This window comes from Streptomyces sp. NPDC050546, assembly GCF_044457425.1.
GTDB lineage: Bacteria > Actinomycetota > Actinomycetes > Streptomycetales > Streptomycetaceae > Streptomyces.
In genome coordinates this window covers 163,300-180,207 of sequence record NZ_JBITGX010000002.1, presented here as the reverse complement: position 1 = coordinate 180,207, position 16,908 = coordinate 163,300, and the positions used below count along the sequence as shown (strand labels likewise).

Genomic DNA, 16,908 nt, shown 5'->3' with positions numbered 1-16,908 from the left:
TGACGCCCCGGTCCGTAGGAATCCGCTGTGATTGTGTCGCCCGGGTAGTGCGTGGCAGGTGGTCGGCTCACAGGGTGCCGACCACCTGCGGGCCCTCCGGCGTGTGCGTCACACCGGCAGCGCGTGCAGCTTGAGCCGTGCCGGACGAGGACGCGCTCGCCGCCGGTGGCATGTCGCTGGGCCGCAGAGAGCAGCACCAGTGCGTCATCAACCACACGGCGTCGCCGACGTCCACCATGCCGTCGCCGGTCGTGTCCTGCCCGTAGGAACGGGCCGGCCCCTTCCCGTCGCGCGAAGGGAAGGGGCCGGCCACGTTCCTAGCGCACCACGGTCGCCGCGGGCGCAGGGGCGTAACCCGTAGGCCGGGCCGTGAAGGTGCCTCGGCCCTGGGTGCGGCTGCGCAACCGGGTCGCGTAGCCGAACAGTTCGGCCAGCGGCACGGTGGCGGTGACGACCGCCGCGCTCGCCCGGGTGACCGAGCCGCTCACCCGGCCGCGCCGGGCGGCCAGGTCGCCGAGCACACCGCCCACCGCGTCCTCGGGCACGGTGACCGTGACCTCGACGACCGGCTCCAGCAGGACCATCGCGCAGGCGCGCAGGGCCTCGCGGAGGCCGAGCCGGCCGGCCGTGCGGAACGCGGTGTCCGAGGAGTCCTTCACATGGGTCGCCCCGTCGGTGAGCGTGACGCGCAGCCCGGTCACCGGGTGACCACCGAGCGGCCCTTCGGCGAGGGCGTCACGGCAGCCGGCCTCGACCGCCCGGACGTACTCCTGCGGCACGCGCCCGCCGACGACGGCCGAGCGGAACGCGAAGCCACCGTCGTACGGCTCCACATCGAGGACGACATGGGCGAACTGCCCGGCCCCGCCGTCCTGTTTGACATGCCGGAACACCAGTCCGGACACGCCCCGTCCGACCGTCTCGCGATGACTGACCCTGGGGCGGCCGATGTTGACGTCCACTCCCAGCTCGCGCCGGAGCTTCTCCACCGCCACCTCCAGGTGCAGTTCACCCATGCCCGACAGCACCGTCTGGCCGGTCTCCGGGTCGGTCCGCGCGACCAGCGAGGGATCCTCCTCGGTCAGCCGTGCGAGCCCCGACGCCAGCCGGTCGGTGTCGCCGGTCCTGCGGGTCTCGACCGCGACCGAGACCACCGGCTCGGGCACACCCGGAGGTTCCAGGACGAGCGGCGCGTCCGGCGCGCACAGGGTCGAGCCGGCGCGGGCGGACTTCAGCCCGACGACGGCGACGATGTCGCCGGCGACCGCCCGGTCCAGCGGTGCGTGCCGGTCGGCCTGGACGCGCAGGATCCGGCCGATCCGCTCGGTGCGCCGCGCGCTCGCGTCCCACAGGGTGTCTCCCTTCTCGATCGTTCCCGAGTAGATCCGCAGGTACGTCAGCCGTCCTGTCGAAGTGGCGTGCACCTTGAAGGCGAGGGCGGCCGGCGGTGCCGCCGGGTCGGCGGACCGCTCCTGTTCCCCGCCGTCGTCGGTGCCACGGACCGGTGGCACGTCCAGCGGCGACGGCAGATAGGCCACGACCGCGTCGAGCAGCGGTTCGACGCCGCGGTTGCGGTACGCCGAGCCGCACAGCACGACCACGCCGTCGCCGTCCCGGGTCAGGTCCCGCAGCGCCGAGGAGAGAGTCCGCTCGCCGAGCGTGCCCGTGGCGCAGAACTCCTCCAGTGCGCCCGGATGGAGTTCCGCCACGGCTTCCTCCAGCGCCCGGCGGCGTGCCAGGACTTCGTCCCGGAGGCCGTCCGGCACCGGTGCCTCCTCGCAGGTGTCACCGTCGCTCCACAGCAGCGCGCGCAGACGTACGAGGTCGACGACGCCGGTGAAGGTGTCCTCCGCGCCGACCGGCACCTGCACGACCAGCGGGGCCGGGTGCAGCCGCTCCCGGATCGACGCCACGGCCGCGTCGAGGTCGGCACCGGCGCGGTCCATCTTGTTGACGAACGCGATCCTCGGTACGCCGTGCCGGTCGGCCTGCCGCCACACCGACTCGCTCTGCGGCTCCACCCCGGCCACCGCGTCGAACACGGCCACCGCGCCGTCGAGCACCCGCAGCGCACGCTCCACCTCGTCGGCGAAGTCGACGTGCCCCGGGGTGTCGATCAGGTTGATCCGGTGACCGTCCCAGGCGCAGCTCACGGCCGCGGCGAAGATGGTGATGCCCCGGTCGCGCTCCTGCGGGTCGAAGTCCGTGACGGTCGTGCCGTCGTGGACCTCGCCGCGCTTGTGCGTGGTTCCGGTGGCGAACAGGATCCGTTCGGTGACGGTGGTCTTGCCGGCGTCGACGTGGGCGAGGATGCCGAGGTTGCGGACGACGGCGAGTGGGTTGTGGTTGATGCGCACGGCCCATGGCCTTTCGAGGCGATCAGGAAGGGGGCAGCGCGATTTCCGGGCGAGGCAGGTGTGATGGCAGACGTGCGTTCCGGCTCGCTGGCGTCATGTCAGCGAGCCGGAGCAGGCGCTTCTCAGAAGTTCGTCCCGGTCATCCGGCACCCGCCGCGCAGCGGGCACCGGAGCGACGAGGACACGAGGATCACCTCGTAGCGCGGCAGGGAGACGACGGCAGCGGTGTGGTCACGCATGGCGGTCTCCCTTCGTTCGTCACGACGGTGCGCGCCGCTCATGTCGTGGGCGGCGCCTGGTACTCCGTGAGTGTAGGGAGGGCGGGTGGAATCGGGCCAGGGATTATTCCGGCGGGGTCGGGGTGTCGTGGGTGCGGTACATCGCCTGGACGTCCAGCTCCAGTTGGACCGTCGGCCCGACCACGGCGATGCCCCGGGCCAGCATGGAACGCCAGTTGAGCGTGTAGTCCTCGCGGTGCAGCTCCGCGGTCGCCAGGGCCGCGCAGCGCAGTTCCTGCCCGTAGCCGCCGTTCACCGTGCCGAGGTACGTCGTGTCGAGCGAGACGGAACGGCTCACGCCGTGCATCGTGAGGGAGCCCATCAGCGTCCACTTGCTGCCGCCGCGGTAGGCGAAGCGGGTGCTCGTGAAGTCGATGTACGGGAAGCGTTCGACGTGGAGGAAGTCGGCGGACCGCAGATGGTTGTCGCGGGTGGTGTTGCCGGTGGTGATGCTGGAGGCGTCGATGCGGACGGACACCCGGGAGTCGGCCATGTCATGGGCGATCTGGATTCCGCCGTCGAAGCGTTCGAAGCGGCCGTGGACATGGGCCATGCCGACGTGCTTGGCGATGAACCGGATCGCGGTGTGCGGCGGGTCGAAGAGCCAGGTCCCGGGCGCCGGCAGCTGGAGGGCCTCGGCCGGACGCAGCCAGACCCGCTCGGTGGGCGTCGCCGTGCCCATCGCCACCTCGATGGTCTCGCGGTGCGGCTGGAGACCCTCCGCCGCGATCATCAGGCTGTACCGGCCGGGCGGGAGCGCCGCGAGGAAGTAGCCGTACGGGTCCGTGGTCCCGCGGGCGGCCACCCGGTGGGTGTCCAGGGCGGTGACGGTGACGTCCGCGGCCGCCAGGGGCGAGCCCATCGGGTCCACGACCTCACGGGTCACGGCACCCGCGCCGGACGGAAGGGGGAGGGCGAGGCCCGCCGCTGCGGCAGAGGTGCTCTTGAGCCACCGGCGCCGGAGCAGTGCGAGGGCCATGTGGTTCACCTTTCTTCGGGTGGCACGGCCGTACGAGCGGTGGTTCAGCGCACGCCGACGGCCGCACCCCTGTTGCGGTCACACCCCCTTGTCGATCTTGCTGGACCGGGCTGGTTCACGGGTGTCTCAATACGAGACAGTCAAGGGTGTTTACGGCCTGAATGCGTCCGCGTGTTCTGCGGCCCACCGGGCGAAGGTGCGGGCCGGGCGGCCGGTGACCTTCTCGACGGTGCCGGAGACCGTACGGCCCACCTCCGGTGTGTTCCCGTACGCCTCCAGGAGGAAGCCGATCACGTCCTCGGGGAGGAACGCCGCCCGCCACTGGGCGACGGCCTGCTCCTCGGTCAGCTCGACGAGGGCGATCTCCCGGCCGGCCGCGGCGGCGACGGCCTTCACCTTGTCGCCGACGGTGAGCACTTCGGGGCCGGTGATCACGTACTCCTGGCCCGCGTGGCCCTCCTCCGTGAGCGCGACCGCGGCGACGGCGCCGATGTCCCCCTCGTGGACCATGGCACTCAGCCGTGCGACGAACGGCTCCCGCACCTCGCCCGCGGCCTGGATCCCGTCCGCCCACTCCAGGGCGTTGGCCATGAACTCGACGGGCATGAGCACGGTCCAGCTCACTGCGTCGTCGCCGCGCACCGCGTCCTCCAGCGGGGTGGGCCCGCCGCCGTGCAGCACGGTGATCCGGCGGACACCGGCCGAGCGGGCCAGTTCCAGGATCCGGGGGCCGGTCTCCAACGGGGTGAAGGCGGCTCCGCCGAAGGTGATCAGGTGGAGTCCGGTGGTCCCCGCCAGGGCGGGGGCCAGGCTGCCGGGGTCGGTCAGGTCGCCCTCGACGACCTCGACACCGGCCGGGAAGGCGGCTTTTCCGGCGTCACGGGTGAGGGCGCGGACCGCGTGGCCCCGGGCGAGCAGTTCGGCGATCACCTGGCGGCCGACGGTTCCGGTGGCACCGGTGACAAGGATCTTCTGCGTCTGCGTCATGCCTCGACCGTAGGAATCCTTGCGGTCACCTTCTGTCCGCGAAGTCCCGCTGCTGGGGCGGACTTGGCCTCAGCCGGCCGTCATGGCGCGGCGGACGCTCTCGTGGAGCAGGGCGCGACGCTGCTCGTGCAGTTCGGGGGGCTCCTGTGCGGTCGCCGCGTAGACATTGCTGACCGGTGACCAGGCCATGGACATCGCGATCACCATGGCCATCACGTCGAACGGGTCTCCCTGGCGTACCAGTCCGGCGGCTTGGGCCTCGGCGATGGCGCGCAGCTTGTGGTCCTCGAGGCGGTCGGGGTCGTCGACCAGGTGGCCGGCCGGGCGCCGCTCAAGGCGGGCCCAGGTGGCCAGCCGGATGAGGTCGGGGCGGCGGAGGTACTCGTCGTAGAGGCGTACGGCCCAGTCCGCGAGGTCGGCGGCGTCGATCGGGACGACGTTCACGATCCGCTCCAGGGAGCCGAGGAAGATGGCGTCGAAGAGCCCTTCCTTGCTGCCGAAGTAGGCGTAGAGCTGCGCCTTGTTGGTGCGCGCGGCGGCCACGATCCGTTCGACGCGCGCTCCGGCGATCCCGTGCTCGGCGAACTCCTGGGTCGCCACGTCGAGGATGCGCTGGTACGTGGCGGCTCCGCGCGCGGTCAGGGGCTGATCGGCCATGCCCTCACGCTACCAAACAGAACAGTTGGTTTGCCTCCTGGGTCAGATGGCCCTACTTTGAAATAGACCAACCAGTCTGTCTATGGGGAGGCGTCATGAGGAACACCGTCGGCTGGCAAGTGGAAGGTCCCTCGCCGACCCTGCGACGGGCGCCTCTGGAACGGCGTGACCTGCGCCCCGACGACCTCGCCGTCCGGGTGGACTACTGCGGTGTCTGCCACACCGATCTGCACGCCGTCAGTGCTCGCGAAGGGGGCCGACGCCTGGTGCCTGGGCACGAGTTCACGGGCGTGGTGACCGAGACCGGCCCCGCCGTCACCCGCTTCACCGCCGGCGACCCCGTCGCGGTCGGCAACATCGTCGATTCGTGCGGCGAATGCGCCATGTGCCGGGCCGGCCAGGAGAACTTCTGTCACTCCTTCCCGACCCTGACCTACGACGGCACCGACCGCCAGGACGGATCGGTCACCCTGGGGGGCTACTCCCGCGAGTACGTCGTCCGCGACCGCTTCGCCCACCCGCTTCCCGCCGGTCTGGATCCGGCCGCCGCCGCTCCCCTGCTCTGCGCCGGGATCACGGTCTGGGAGCCGCTGCGCGCCCTCGGGGCAGGGCAGGGAACCCGCGTCGCCGTGGCGGGACTCGGCGGCCTGGGCCACCTCGCCGTCAAGATGGCGGTGGCGCTCGGCGCCGACACCACGGTCATCAGTCGTTCACCGGACAAGGCCGGCGACGCCCGTCGTCTCGGCGCCCGCGGTCTCCTCGTCTCCACGGATCCCGAGCAGATGGCCGGCGCCCGCGGCCGGTTCGACGTCGTCATCGACACCATCTCCTCCCCGCACGATCTCGGCCCCTACCTGCGCCTGGTCGCCATGGACGGCACGCTCAGCCATCTCGGGCACCTGGGACCCGTCACCGTGGAGACCCTCGACCTGCTCATCGGGCGCAAGAAGCTCAGCTCCGCGGGCAGCGGCGGCACGCCCGCGACCGCCGCCATGCTGCACTTCTGCGCCGAGCACGGCATCACCGCCGACATCGAACTGCTCCCCTCGGCACAAGTGAACGAGGCCCTCGACCGCCTACGGCGAGGCGACGTCCGCTACCGCTTCGTACTCGACATGTCCGACCTGGACTGAGAGGCCTCCTCACGTGCGCTCAGATCCCCGTGCAGACGCGCGAACACAGCGCACACCAGCGGCATGGCCAGCGGGGGCAGCAGGAGCAGCGCCACGGCTGTGGGCAGGATCAGCACCAGCACGCCGGTGATCCACACATTCGGCGGCCGGCGCCAGGCGGGAGTACAGCAGCGGGCCGAGGCACCCCACGGCGATGGCAGCACCCAGCCCACCAGTCCGTGTGCGGGAACGCGGTTCCGCCCAGCGGCGTGGGCCCGACACCCGGCACCTCGCTGCTCTCGGCAAGGGCCCACAGCACCAAGGCCGCCAGCTCTACGGCGCCCACAGCCAGCCCGGTCAGCGCGTTGACAGCGAGGGCGGCGAGAAAGCGCCGGCGGACGCCCCACCACAACTCGCGGACGGTCAGCGGCCCGTCCTGGTGGGGTTCTGGGAACCTTCCCAACTGGCCTAGGCGGGCCGGTATCGGTCCCGGACCTCGGGGCGTTGCCGGAAGCCGGCCGCCTTGTAGGTGGCGACGGCGCCGACGTTGGAGCTCGGGGTGCAGACGAGCGCGCTCGAAGAGCCCAGTTCCTGGAGTGCGGCCGCCGCGGCGACGGTGATCGCCTTGCCGTAGCCCTGACCGCGATGTTCCCGGTGCACGCCCATCGGTTCGAGCAGCCCGGGCCTGCCCGGACCGGCCGACCACACCGTCACCGCCGCCACCGCGTTGCCCCCGTCGTCGTAGGCGACCAGACACCGGGCGTCGGCGTACGGCACTCCGGCCGCCATCGCGTGCCAGTGCTCGTCCGTGAACGTCGACGCGTCGAACGACGCCCGCTGCACGGCGGTCCGCACCCCCGCCCGCTCCGGCCCGGCCACCTCGATCCGCACGCCCGGGTCCTCCACCGGCTCCGTGAGGTCGCGACGCAGCGGGGTCCACGGCTCGTCGATCTGCCAGCCCTCGTCGCTCAGCAGGTCCTGGAGCATCGCACCCGTCGGTGCCTCGATGTTCGCCTTCCCCTCGGGCAGCACGCCGCGTTCCGGCTCCGTCACGTCCGCGACCAGCTGCCGTGCCAGCTCCTCGTCCCGACGGGCGGCGGGCGCGATCGTCAGCCGTAGCAGGCCGGGCCCGTCCAGCAGACCGACGGCGAGGATCCGTCCGTCCCGGCTCCAGGTCCGGACCGCCGCGGCGGTCGCTTCCGCACCCGACCGCCAGAACCAGCCCAGGTCACCCGGATGCAGTTGCGTCGGCGCTCCCTCGTACTGCCACTCCCGCAGCACGCCCACGGCCTCGCTCAGCCCGTTGACTTCGGGCTCGCCCAAGACAATCGCCATGTCCCGATCACACACCACAGGACCGGCAGCCCGCACCCGGTTTCCCATCGGCTCTAGGCGGGCTCCGGCGGCCCTCCCTCGTACGCCGCCCGCAGCACCGCCAGGGCCCCGTCCGCCGTCACCGGGCGCGGGTTGGCGTACGGCTCGCCCGCGACCCGGGCCGCCGCCGGTGCCACGTCCGCTTCCGTGAGGCCGAGTTCGGCGAGGGACCGCGGTGCGCCGAGGCGTCCGGCCAGCTCCCACAGGGCGCGCGGCACGTCGTCGGCGCCGAGGGCCCGCCGCAGTACGGCCAACGCCTGCGGGGCGGCGGGGGCGTTGTAGGCCAGGGCGTACGGCAGCACCACGGTGTGCGTCTCGGCGTGCGGCAGCCCGAAGGTGCCGCCCAGCACGTGGCACATCTTGTGGTGCAGCCCCATCGTCGTCGCGCCGAGGCACGCGCCGCACAGCCACGCCGCGTACAGCGCCCGGCTGCGCGCGTCCAGGTCCCGCGGGTCGGCGGCCAGGTGCGGCAGCGCCCCGGCCATCGCCCGTACGCCCTCCTCGGCCATGACCGAGACCAACGGCGAGGCGTCCGGGGCGTACAGCGCCTCGACGGCGTGCGCCAGCGCGTTGACGCCGCTGGTGACGGTCAGCGGCAGGGGCAGGGAGAGGGTGAGCCGGGGGTCGTAGACGACGCTGCGGGGCTGGACGACCGGGTCGCGGCCGGTGCGCTTGGCGCCGTGCTCGGTCAGGCCCCAGACCGGCGTCATCTCGGACCCCGAGTAGGTCGACGGCACGGCGATCAGCGGCAGCCCGGTGCGCAGGGCGATGGCCTTGCCGAGCCCGATCGCGGAACCGCCGCCGACCGCGACGCACCCGTCCGCCCCGGCCGCGCGCGCCACCTCGACGGCCCGGTCGGCGTCCTCGGCGGGCACGTGCATCCGGGCCTCGGCGTGCAGTCCCGCACAGGTGTCGCCGAGCGCGTCCGCGACCGCGCGGGCGACCGTTTCGCCCCGGCTGCCGCAGACCACCAGCAGTCGCCGCAGGCCCAGACGGGCGGCCTCGTCCGGGGTCGCGGTGACGGCAGCGCCGGGCCGGAAGACGACCCGTACGGGCCGGGTCTCGTACGAGAACTCGCTGCGGAACGTCATTCGGCACGCTCCAGGACGAGGTCGAAGCGGGCGAGCCGGAACGGGTTCGGAACACCGAACCTTGTCGCCAGGGAGGGGTCGTCGGTCTCCGTGAAGTCCTTGACCAGGCTCTGCTTCACGGCGAACACCGCGTCGGACTCCAGGTACTCGCCGCCCGCCACGAAGATGTGGGTGGTGACGGGCGTGTGCCCCTCGGCCGTGGCGATGAAGTGGATGTGCGCGGGACGGTAGGGGTGCCGTCCGGTCGCGCGCAGCACACCGCCGACCGGACCGTCGGTGGGGATGGGGTACGCGGCCGGAACGCAGGTGCGGAACCAGAAGCGGCCCTCGGCGTCGGCGGTGAACAGCCCGCGTCCGTTGCCGGCGGGCTGGACGCCGGGCTGCTGGACGTCGTAGAAGCCCTTGTCGTCGGCCTGCCAGACGTCGACGACGGCGCCGGGCAGCGGTGTGCCGTCCCGTGCCAGCACCCGGCCGCTGACCACGCACGGCTCGCCGCCGCCCACCAGGTCGATGTCGTCGCCGAGTGCACGGACCGGCGACTCGGTCATGTGGAAGGGGCCCAGCACGGTCGGCTCGGTGGCCCCGGGCGCACGGTCGCCGTTGACGGTCTCCACGAGCATGGACAGGCCGAGCACGTCCGACAGCAGGATGAACTCCTGCCGGGTGTCGGTACAGGCCTGCCCGGTCGCCGTCAGAAAGGCGATCGCCCGGTCCCACTCCTCCTGGGTGAGCCGGGTCTCCCGCGCGAAGTCGTGCAGATGGCGGACGAGTCCGGTGAGCAGCTCGCGCAGCCGCGGGTCTGCGGTCGCGCGGAGGCTGACGAGGGCCTGCTCGGTGACGTCGGCCCCGGTCGCGTCGGTGGTCATCCCGGCTCCTCGTCGTCGGCGTCGGCTTCTTGCCCGATGGCGTCCGCTGCTTCCCGGATCGCGTCCGCTGCTTCCGTGATCGCGTCCGCTGCTTCCATGATGGCGCGCTCAGGCGTGACCGAGGATCCGCCGCAGCGCGTCCGCGAGCAGTTCTCCGGCGTCCGGAGCAACGGACGCGTGCCGGAACGCGACGAAGCCGTCGGGGCGTACGAGGAGGGCGCCGGTGTCCGTGATCTCGCGCAGCCGCGCCCAGTCGCCGTACGGGTCCTCGTACTGCTGCCCGGGGCCGATCACCACGGTGGCGATCTCGATGTCCTGGGCCCCGGCCGCGCGCACCCAGTCCTCTCCCCCGATGCCGGTCAGCAGCGTGAAGCGGCCCCGGCCGACGGTGTCGAGGGTGGAGAGCGTGCGGGTGCCGGAGGTGATCCAGGCGTGCGGGAGCCGGGCACCGGGGCGGGAGGACGGCTGGTGGTGCAGCTCGGGGTCGCGGGCGAAGCCGGGGTCGGACGTGCCGTCCGGGACGATCGCGGCGGAGCTCTCGGCGGGATAGCGCTGGTTGAGGTCGACGCCGTGCGCGTTGAACTCGTACACCTTGAAGGCGATCGCCTCGCGCAGCTCGGCCCGCTGCTTCTCGGCCGCCTCGGTGGCGTCCTTGCGGGCGGCGATGTTGGCCCAGAGCTGCTCGGGGGTCTGCGGGGTGAGCCCGTCGAGGGCCTCGAAGACCGGGGCGGTCTCGCGGATGGACTGGTTGGCTCGGGTGACGATCTGCCGCCCGACCGGGGCGCGCTCGGCGGTGTAGGAGTCCAGCAGGGCGGGCCCGGCGGTGCCGTCGAGGACGAGCTTGAGCTTCCAGGCCAGGTTGTAGGCGTCCTGGATGGAGGTGTTGGAGCCGAGGCCGTTGGACGGCGGGTGGCGGTGCACCGCGTCGCCGGCGCAGAAGACGCGGCCGCTCGCGTACCTCTCCGCGTACATCTCGTTGACCGTCCAGGCGGAGGACGACTTGATGGTCACGGGGATGTCTTCGTCGCCGACGAGCCCCCGGACGACGGATTCCGCGTACTCGGTGGTCAGATCCGGGGCGCCCGCGGTGACGTCGTAGCCCCACACGATCAGCCACTCGTTCCATGGCCGGACGCAGCGCACCAGACCCGCGCCGATGCCGCCGACCGTCGCTCCGGGCGCGAGGACCCAGTACAGGGTGGACGGACGGTGCGCGGTGTACTTCGTCAGGTCCGCCTCGAAGACGATGTTGACGCTGCCGGCCACGCCCATCTGGCCGCCCATCGGCAGCCCGGCGTCCGCGGCGACCTTCGACCGTCCGCCGTCGGCGCCGATCAGGTACTTGGCGCGGATCTCGTAGGTGTCCCCGCGCAGCCGGTCGCGGACGGTGGCCGTGACGCCGTCCGCGTCCTGGGTGTGGGAGAGGTACTCGTTCTTGAAGCGGAGCTGGGTGCCACGGGCGACGGCCGCGTTCACGAGGACCGGCTCCATGAGGTGCTGCGGCATGTCGCACATGCGGGTGGGGCTGGCGAGTTCGTGTTCCGCCTGGACGAGCGGGTCGTTGCCCCAGGAGCGCACCCGGCCCAGTTCCTCGCCGGCCAGGCTGGTGCAGAAGGTGGTGTTGCCCATCAGGTGCTGCGGGGTCGCCTGCGCGACGACCTCCTGCTCCACGCCGAGATCGCGCAGCACCTCCATGGTGCGCTGGTTGGTGATGTGCGCGCGGGGCGTGTCGGCGAGACTCGCGTAGCGGGTCACCACGAGGTTGGGCACGCCGTAGGTGCTCAGGGCGAGCGCGGCCGAGGCACCGGCCGGGCCGCTGCCCACGATCAGGACGTCGGTCTCGACGACGGTGGACACGGGGCGCTCCTGCGGGGGGAATCGGACTTCGGCCATTCATGATCATGGAGGGGATCGACGGGAGGCGGGTGTCTCATTACGAGACAGCGTGTGCGCCGGTGCGAGAATCGTCCGCGCCGGTTACGAGACACCGTCCGCGCCGGTTGCGAGACACCGTCCGCGCCGGACGTTCCGGACACGGCAGTTGTTGTCCGTTCAACGGAACCCGATACGGTGGACATGTCGTGACCACCACAGAGCACACTCCCGCCGCCACCGCCCTCTCCTCGCTGTACGACGCGCGTGAACGCTTCCTGACGGGGCGCCCGTTGCCCGACGGCGTACCGGAGGAGATCGCCGCGGCGTGGCGACGGGCGCGGTTCTTCGGGGTGCCGCACGACTTGAGGGAACCGGCGGCCCGTCCCGTACGACCGGTGGATTCGGCCCTGCTCGACGCCGCCCGCCCGGTGCTCGAACGGATCGTCCCCGCCCTGGGCGCCGGCAGGTCGCTCCTCGCCCTCACCGACGAGCGGCTGCGCGTGCTCTGGACGGCGGGGAGCGTGCCCGGGCTCGAGACGTGCCCCGTCCTGTCCGAGCAGGAGGTCGGCGACAACAGCGCGGCCCTCGCCCTGCGGACCCGGCGCCGGGCCGAGATGCACGGGCCGGAGCACTTCCTCGACCGGTGGCAGGACGTGTCCGCGGTGTCCGTTCCGGTGCTCGACCCGGAGGGTGCCCAGGTGCTCGGCACGGTGACCGTGGCGGCAGGGCTGGCCACCGCGCGTTCGCCCCATCCGCAGGCGGCACTCGCCGAGGCCGCCGCGGCCGCGGTCGAGACGGAACTGCGCGCGCGGGCGGGCCGGGCCGAGCGGGTGCTGCTGGACGCGTATCTGCGGGCGGCGGCCGACACGGTGTGCGGGGCGGACCCGGCCGTGGTCGCCCTGGACGGCCGCAATCGGCTGGTCAGCGACGCAGCGCAGCGACTGCTGACACCCGGGGTGCTCGAGGCACTGGAGCGTACGGCGGTGAGCGCGCGGCGTGGGGACGCCACCGCGGAAGCGGCGGCCGTGGCCGAGAGCGCCGGGTGCACCGCCCGGATCACGCCCGTGCGTCTGGACGACGGTACGGTCCTCGGGGTCGTCGCCGTCCTGGAACGGCTCGGCGATTCCCCGCCGTCGACGCCGGCCCCGCCCCGCTCTCCCGTCACCCTCACCGGTTCCTCGGTCCCCTGGCGGCACGCGGTCACATGTGCCGTCGAACTGGCGCGCTCCCCGGAGCCGCTGCTGCTGACCGGTGAGCGCGGAACCGGCAAGTCCGCGCTGGCCCGGGAGTTGCTCGGCCAGGGCGCCGTCCGGGTCGCCGACGCGGCGCGGGACTCCGGGCTCGCCGGGGCCCTGACCGCGTGGCCGGCCGACCGGCCGCTCCTGCTGCGGCACGCCGAGCGCCTCGAACAGCCGGGCGTCGCCGCGCTCAACTCCCTGCTCGACACGCGCCCTGACGCCCGCGTCCTGGTGACCTACACGCCCGGCGCGCCGGTCGGCCCCTGCCTGCAGCGTCTGCTGGACAAACTGTCCGCCCGCTCGGTGACCCTGCCCCCACTGCGGGAACGCGCCGAGGACATCCGGGAACTGCTGCCGGTCCTCGCGCCTCGCCCGGTGCCCGGACAGCCCCCGCTGACCTGGACCCTGGACGCCCTGCGCGCGCTCGAGCTGCACCCGTGGCCGGGGAACGTCACCGAGCTGGCGCATGTCGTCCGGGCCCTGGCGGAGCAGCGGCGGATGTCCGGCCCGGTCCGCCGGGCCGAACTCCCGGACCCGGTGCGCGAAGGCCCGGCCGCGCGGCCCCTCAGCCCGATGGAGCACGCCGAGCGCGCCGCGATCCTGGAGGCACTGCGCCGCCACGGCGGCAACAAGGCCCGCGCGGCGGCCGCGCTGGGCATCGGCCGGGCGACGCTCTACCGGAAGCTGCGGGGGTACCGGGACTGAGCGACCGGGGCATCCGGGAAGGGTGGACCACGCACAACAGCTCGGGCGGGTCGAGGAGAACCTCGACCCGCCCGAGCCGGTCTGTGTCCGAGGGGGGACTTGAACCCCCACGCCCGATAAAGGGCACTAGCACCTCAAGCTAGCGCGTCTGCCATTCCGCCACCCGGACCAGGTGTCCGTCGCCTTGCCAGGGGTGTTCCCCGCGGCGACATGGACAACAATACCAAGGTTTCGGAGTGCCTTTCACCTGCGTTTCCGTCCGCCTGGCGGGGGTCCGGGACCTCGCGGCCCGATACCCCTAGGGTCGGCACCATGAGTGACTGGATGGTTGCGCAGAGCCCCGCACCGGGTCGTCGCCCGCGTGCGCTGTCGCCGCTCAGGGAGCACCTGCGGGACACGTTCTGGTTCGCTCCCACCCTGGCCATGGTGAGCGTCTTCGTGGTCTGGGCGGGGGCGCAGGTGCTCGACACGGTCATCGTCGACGCGCTCCAGGAGGACGGCGACTACGAGACGCTGGACGAGCTGCTGCGGTTCGCGGAGGACGCGAAGGCCGTAGTGACCGCGGTCGGCTCGGCGATGATGACCTTCATCGGTGTGGTCTTCAGCATCTCGCTGGTGGCCGTGCAGATGGCGAGCGGGCAGTTCACCCCGCGTGTGGTGCGGCTCTTCGTGCGGAGCCGGATCACCAAGGCGACCTTCGCGGTGTTCCTGGCGACCTTCGTGCTGACCCTGCTGGTGCTGACCTCCTTCGACACCGCCGACGACCCCCGGGCCGTGACGTCGGTGCCGCTGGTGCAGTCGGTCCTCACGCTCTGCATGGTCGCGCTGAGCCTGTTCCTCTTCGTGCTGTACGTGAACACCACCCTGCGGCTGATGCGGATCAGCCATGTCATCGCGCGGATCGCCACGGAGTCCTTCCGGGTGGCCGCCTCGATGCCCGTGCCGAGGGGCGGGGACGACGGGCACGAAGCCGCCCTCCTCGGCTCCGCGACCGCGTGGGTTCCGCACGAGGGCCGGGCGGGTGTGCTGCGGGACGTGCACATCGCGCGGCTGGTGCGGGTGGCGCGCAAGCACGGGGTCGTGCTGCGGCTGATCCCCCGGATCGGGGACTTCGTGGTGCCCGGTACGCCCGTGCTGGCCGTCCACGGGGGGCCGGCCCCGCCGCGCGGGGCGCTGCGCTACACGGCCTCGGTCGGGGTGGAGCGGACCTACCACCAGGATCTCGGCTTCGGCTTGCGCCAGTTGTCCGACATCGCGCTGCGCGCCCTGTCGCCCGCGATCAACGATCCGACGACCGCCGTCCAGGCGCTTGACCGCATCATCCAGTTCCTGGCCTCGCTGAGCCGGCGCCCGCTGGACGCCGCCCTGCACCGGGACCGGGCCGGTGCGGTGCGGCTGGTGCAGCCCGTGCCGGGGTGGACCGAGCTGGTGGATCTGGGGTTCACCGAGGTACGGGCGTGCGCCATCGGAAGTCCGCAGGTCTCCCGGCGCATGCTGGCCGGACTGGACGACCTGCTCCTGCTCGTGCCGGCGGAACGGCGGGAGCCGCTGCTGCGCCACCGCGAACTGCTGCGCCAGGCGGTCGACCAGGCCGAACAGTTCCCGTCGGACCGCGCGTTCGCCCTGCGCCCGGACCGACAGGGCATCGGCTGAAGGCACCGCCTGACGGCGTCGGCCGAGCGGTCGATCGGCCGTGGGCAACGGCTTAGAGCAACGGCTCAGAGCAACGGCCGTGCGCCACGGCGGCGATGTCCGACGCCGGCGCCCACGGGGGTGAGACCGCGGGCGAACCGGCGTCGGGCACAGCCGCTCTCCTTCTCACGGCAGGAGCTGGTACTCCGGGAAGTTGCCCGGCAGCCGCTCCCCCGCCGGTCCCCGTGTCACCGCGCGCACCAGCAGCTCGCCGCCGACGAACGCGCCGCGCCAGGACGCGCCGAGCCCGCCGAAGAGCTCCTCGCGGTCGCCCCGGGAGCGAGGCCTGCCGTGGCCGACCTTGAAGGCGCGGATGTGCGGGGCGAGTCGCTCATAGGTGGCCCGGTCGTCGGTGGACAGCGTGGCCACGAGCGCGCCGTTCGAGGCGTTCATCGCGGCGAGCAGCTCCGCCTCCGTGTCGACCAGGACGATGGTGTCGACCGGGCCGAACGGCTCCGCGTGGTGCAGCGGAGAGGACGAGGGCGGGTTGAGGAGTGTGACCGGCTGGACGTAGGCCGAGGTGTCCTGGCCGGGCAGGAAGCGGGCGTCGGCCGGGCTGCCTCGGTGCAGTGGCACGGCGCCGCGCTCGATCGCCTCGGCGACCTGGTCCTGGAGCTCCTTCGCCTTGGCGGCATTGATCACCGGCCCGAAGTCCAGCTCGGCGTACGGGTCGTCGGGCTTCTCGACGGCGAGCGGGTGGCCGACCCTGACGTCGCGGACCGCCGGGAGGTACGCCGCCAGGAACGCGTCGAACAGGTGCCGCTGGACGACGAAGCGCGGGTACGCCGTGCAGCGCTGCTTGCCGTAGTCGAAGAGCTTGGGGATCAGCGCTGTCAGCGCGTCCCAGTCCGAGTAGTTCCAGATGCCCCAGGTGTTGAGTCCTTCCTGTTCGAGTACGTGTCGTTTGCCGAGGTCGGCGACGGCCGTGGCCACCGCGGCGCCGGTGTCGCGGCCGCCGACGAAGGAGACACAGCCGATCTCGGGCGCCCGCACCAGCGCCTGGGACAGCTCGCCTCCGCTGCCGCTGACGAGGGTCACGGGGATCCCCTCGCGCGCGGCGAGGGCACTGGCCAGGGTCAGGCAGGCGACACCGCCGTCGGTCGGGGTCTTGGCGATGACCGCGTTGCCTGCCAGTGCCTGTACCAGTAATGCGTGAACGAGCACGCTCATCGGGTAGTTCCAGCTGGCGATGTTGGACACGGGGCCGTCCAGCGGGGCCCGTCCGGCGACCATGGGTTCGATGCCGTCGACGTACCAGCGGGCCCCGTCGATGGCCCGGTCGACGTCCGCCTGGGCGAGCTTCCAGGGCTTGCCGATCTCCCAGACGAGCAGGAGGGCGAGCAGCCGGCGGTGTTCGGCGAGGGCGTCGAGCGTGGCGGCGACGCGGGCCCTGCGCTCCGGCAGGGGGATGTGCCGCCAGGCGCGGTGCTGGTCGAGGGCCGCGCGCACGGCCTGGCGGGCGGTGGCGCCGTCCAGGCGCGGCGGGCCGGCGACGGGGCTGCCGTCGACCGGGCTGACGGCGGGCAGGACCCTGCCGTCCGCCTGCCAGGCGGTGTTCCAGAGGTTGAGGACCCGGTCGTCGCGGAAGGCCTCGGGCGCGACGGCGAGGCAGCGCCGCCACGCGTCGGGCCAGGACGTGCCGGGTTTGAGGGTGAGGGTGGGTGCCATGGGGTTGCTCCGCTCTCGGTGCACAGTCG

The 16,908-nt window shown here is 72.7% G+C and carries 14 protein-coding genes and 1 tRNA gene; 3 read left to right on the top strand and 12 right to left on the bottom strand.

What is annotated here, in order from left to right; all coding sequences use genetic code 11:
• Nucleotides 1-67 precede the first annotated feature (67 nt).
• From ACIBK5_RS05565 to ACIBK5_RS05545, 5 genes are all read right to left on the bottom strand, one after another.
• Entirely contained in the window at nt 68-313 is a 246-nt protein-coding gene (locus tag ACIBK5_RS05565; protein ID WP_399016531.1) for a hypothetical protein, read from the bottom strand.
• Between the two features lie 4 nt (nt 314-317).
• Nucleotides 318-2,357, bottom strand: coding sequence for an elongation factor G (gene fusA, locus ACIBK5_RS05560; protein WP_399016529.1), 2,040 nt, complete (start codon nt 2,355-2,357; stop codon nt 318-320).
• A 342-nt stretch (nt 2,358-2,699) separates the two neighbouring features.
• Nucleotides 2,700-3,614, bottom strand: a complete 915-nt coding sequence (locus ACIBK5_RS05555) for a YceI family protein (protein WP_399016527.1) — start codon at nt 3,612-3,614, stop codon at nt 2,700-2,702.
• Nucleotides 3,615-3,764: 150 nt separating this feature from the next.
• Complete coding sequence (locus tag ACIBK5_RS05550) at nt 3,765-4,601, bottom strand: NAD(P)H-binding protein (RefSeq protein WP_399016525.1); 837 nt, start codon at nt 4,599-4,601, stop codon at nt 3,765-3,767.
• Nucleotides 4,602-4,670: 69 nt separating this feature from the next.
• A complete protein-coding gene (locus ACIBK5_RS05545; protein WP_399016524.1) occupies nt 4,671-5,258 on the bottom strand; it encodes a TetR family transcriptional regulator in 588 nt (195 codons plus the stop codon).
• 95 nt (nt 5,259-5,353) lie between these two features.
• Here ACIBK5_RS05545 and ACIBK5_RS05540 point away from each other — a divergent pair, with 95 nt between their 5' ends.
• The gene (locus ACIBK5_RS05540) at nt 5,354-6,391 is read left to right on the top strand and encodes an NAD(P)-dependent alcohol dehydrogenase (protein WP_399016522.1); all 1,038 of its coding nucleotides are present in this window, start codon (nt 5,354-5,356) and stop codon (nt 6,389-6,391) included.
• Here ACIBK5_RS05540 and ACIBK5_RS05535 read toward each other — a convergent pair.
• The 5 genes from ACIBK5_RS05535 to ACIBK5_RS05515 form a co-directional block, all read right to left on the bottom strand.
• Nucleotides 6,355-6,594 (bottom strand): hypothetical protein, encoded by a 240-nt coding sequence (locus tag ACIBK5_RS05535; RefSeq protein WP_399016520.1) that lies wholly within the window; start codon nt 6,592-6,594, stop codon nt 6,355-6,357. The two genes, ACIBK5_RS05540 and ACIBK5_RS05535, sit on opposite strands and share 37 nt — an antisense overlap.
• Nucleotides 6,595-6,838: 244 nt before the next feature.
• The gene (locus ACIBK5_RS05530) at nt 6,839-7,705 is read right to left on the bottom strand and encodes a GNAT family N-acetyltransferase (RefSeq protein WP_399016518.1); all 867 of its coding nucleotides are present in this window, start codon (nt 7,703-7,705) and stop codon (nt 6,839-6,841) included.
• 53 nt (nt 7,706-7,758) lie between these two features.
• Nucleotides 7,759-8,835 (bottom strand): maleylacetate reductase, encoded by a 1,077-nt coding sequence (locus ACIBK5_RS05525; protein ID WP_399016516.1) that lies wholly within the window; start codon nt 8,833-8,835, stop codon nt 7,759-7,761.
• Entirely contained in the window at nt 8,832-9,701 is an 870-nt protein-coding gene (locus ACIBK5_RS05520; protein WP_399016514.1) for an intradiol ring-cleavage dioxygenase, read from the bottom strand. Before ACIBK5_RS05520 ends, ACIBK5_RS05525 begins: the two co-directional genes overlap by 4 nt.
• 108 nt (nt 9,702-9,809) lie before the next feature.
• Nucleotides 9,810-11,594 (bottom strand): FAD-dependent oxidoreductase, encoded by a 1,785-nt coding sequence (locus ACIBK5_RS05515; protein WP_399016512.1) that lies wholly within the window; start codon nt 11,592-11,594, stop codon nt 9,810-9,812.
• A gap of 188 nt (nt 11,595-11,782) precedes the next feature.
• Between ACIBK5_RS05515 and ACIBK5_RS05510 the strand changes: the two genes are divergently transcribed.
• Nucleotides 11,783-13,519 carry a sigma-54-dependent Fis family transcriptional regulator gene (locus ACIBK5_RS05510; RefSeq protein ID WP_399016510.1) on the top strand — a complete coding sequence of 579 codons (1,737 nt, stop codon included), beginning with the start codon at nt 11,783-11,785 and terminating at the stop codon, nt 13,517-13,519.
• A gap of 84 nt (nt 13,520-13,603) precedes the next feature.
• On the opposite strand, the gene ACIBK5_RS05505 is transcribed toward ACIBK5_RS05510, so the two are convergent.
• Nucleotides 13,604-13,688: transfer RNA gene (locus ACIBK5_RS05505), tRNA-Leu, on the bottom strand.
• Between the two features lie 143 nt (nt 13,689-13,831).
• Between ACIBK5_RS05505 and ACIBK5_RS05500 the strand changes: the two genes are divergently transcribed.
• Nucleotides 13,832-15,172, top strand: a complete 1,341-nt coding sequence (locus ACIBK5_RS05500; protein ID WP_399016508.1) for a DUF2254 domain-containing protein — start codon at nt 13,832-13,834, stop codon at nt 15,170-15,172.
• 165 nt (nt 15,173-15,337) lie between these two features.
• Here the strand turns inward: ACIBK5_RS05500 and ACIBK5_RS05495 are convergent, their stop codons facing one another.
• Entirely contained in the window at nt 15,338-16,879 is a 1,542-nt protein-coding gene (locus tag ACIBK5_RS05495) for an aldehyde dehydrogenase family protein (protein WP_399016506.1), read from the bottom strand.
• Between the last annotated feature and the right edge of the window lie 29 nt (nt 16,880-16,908).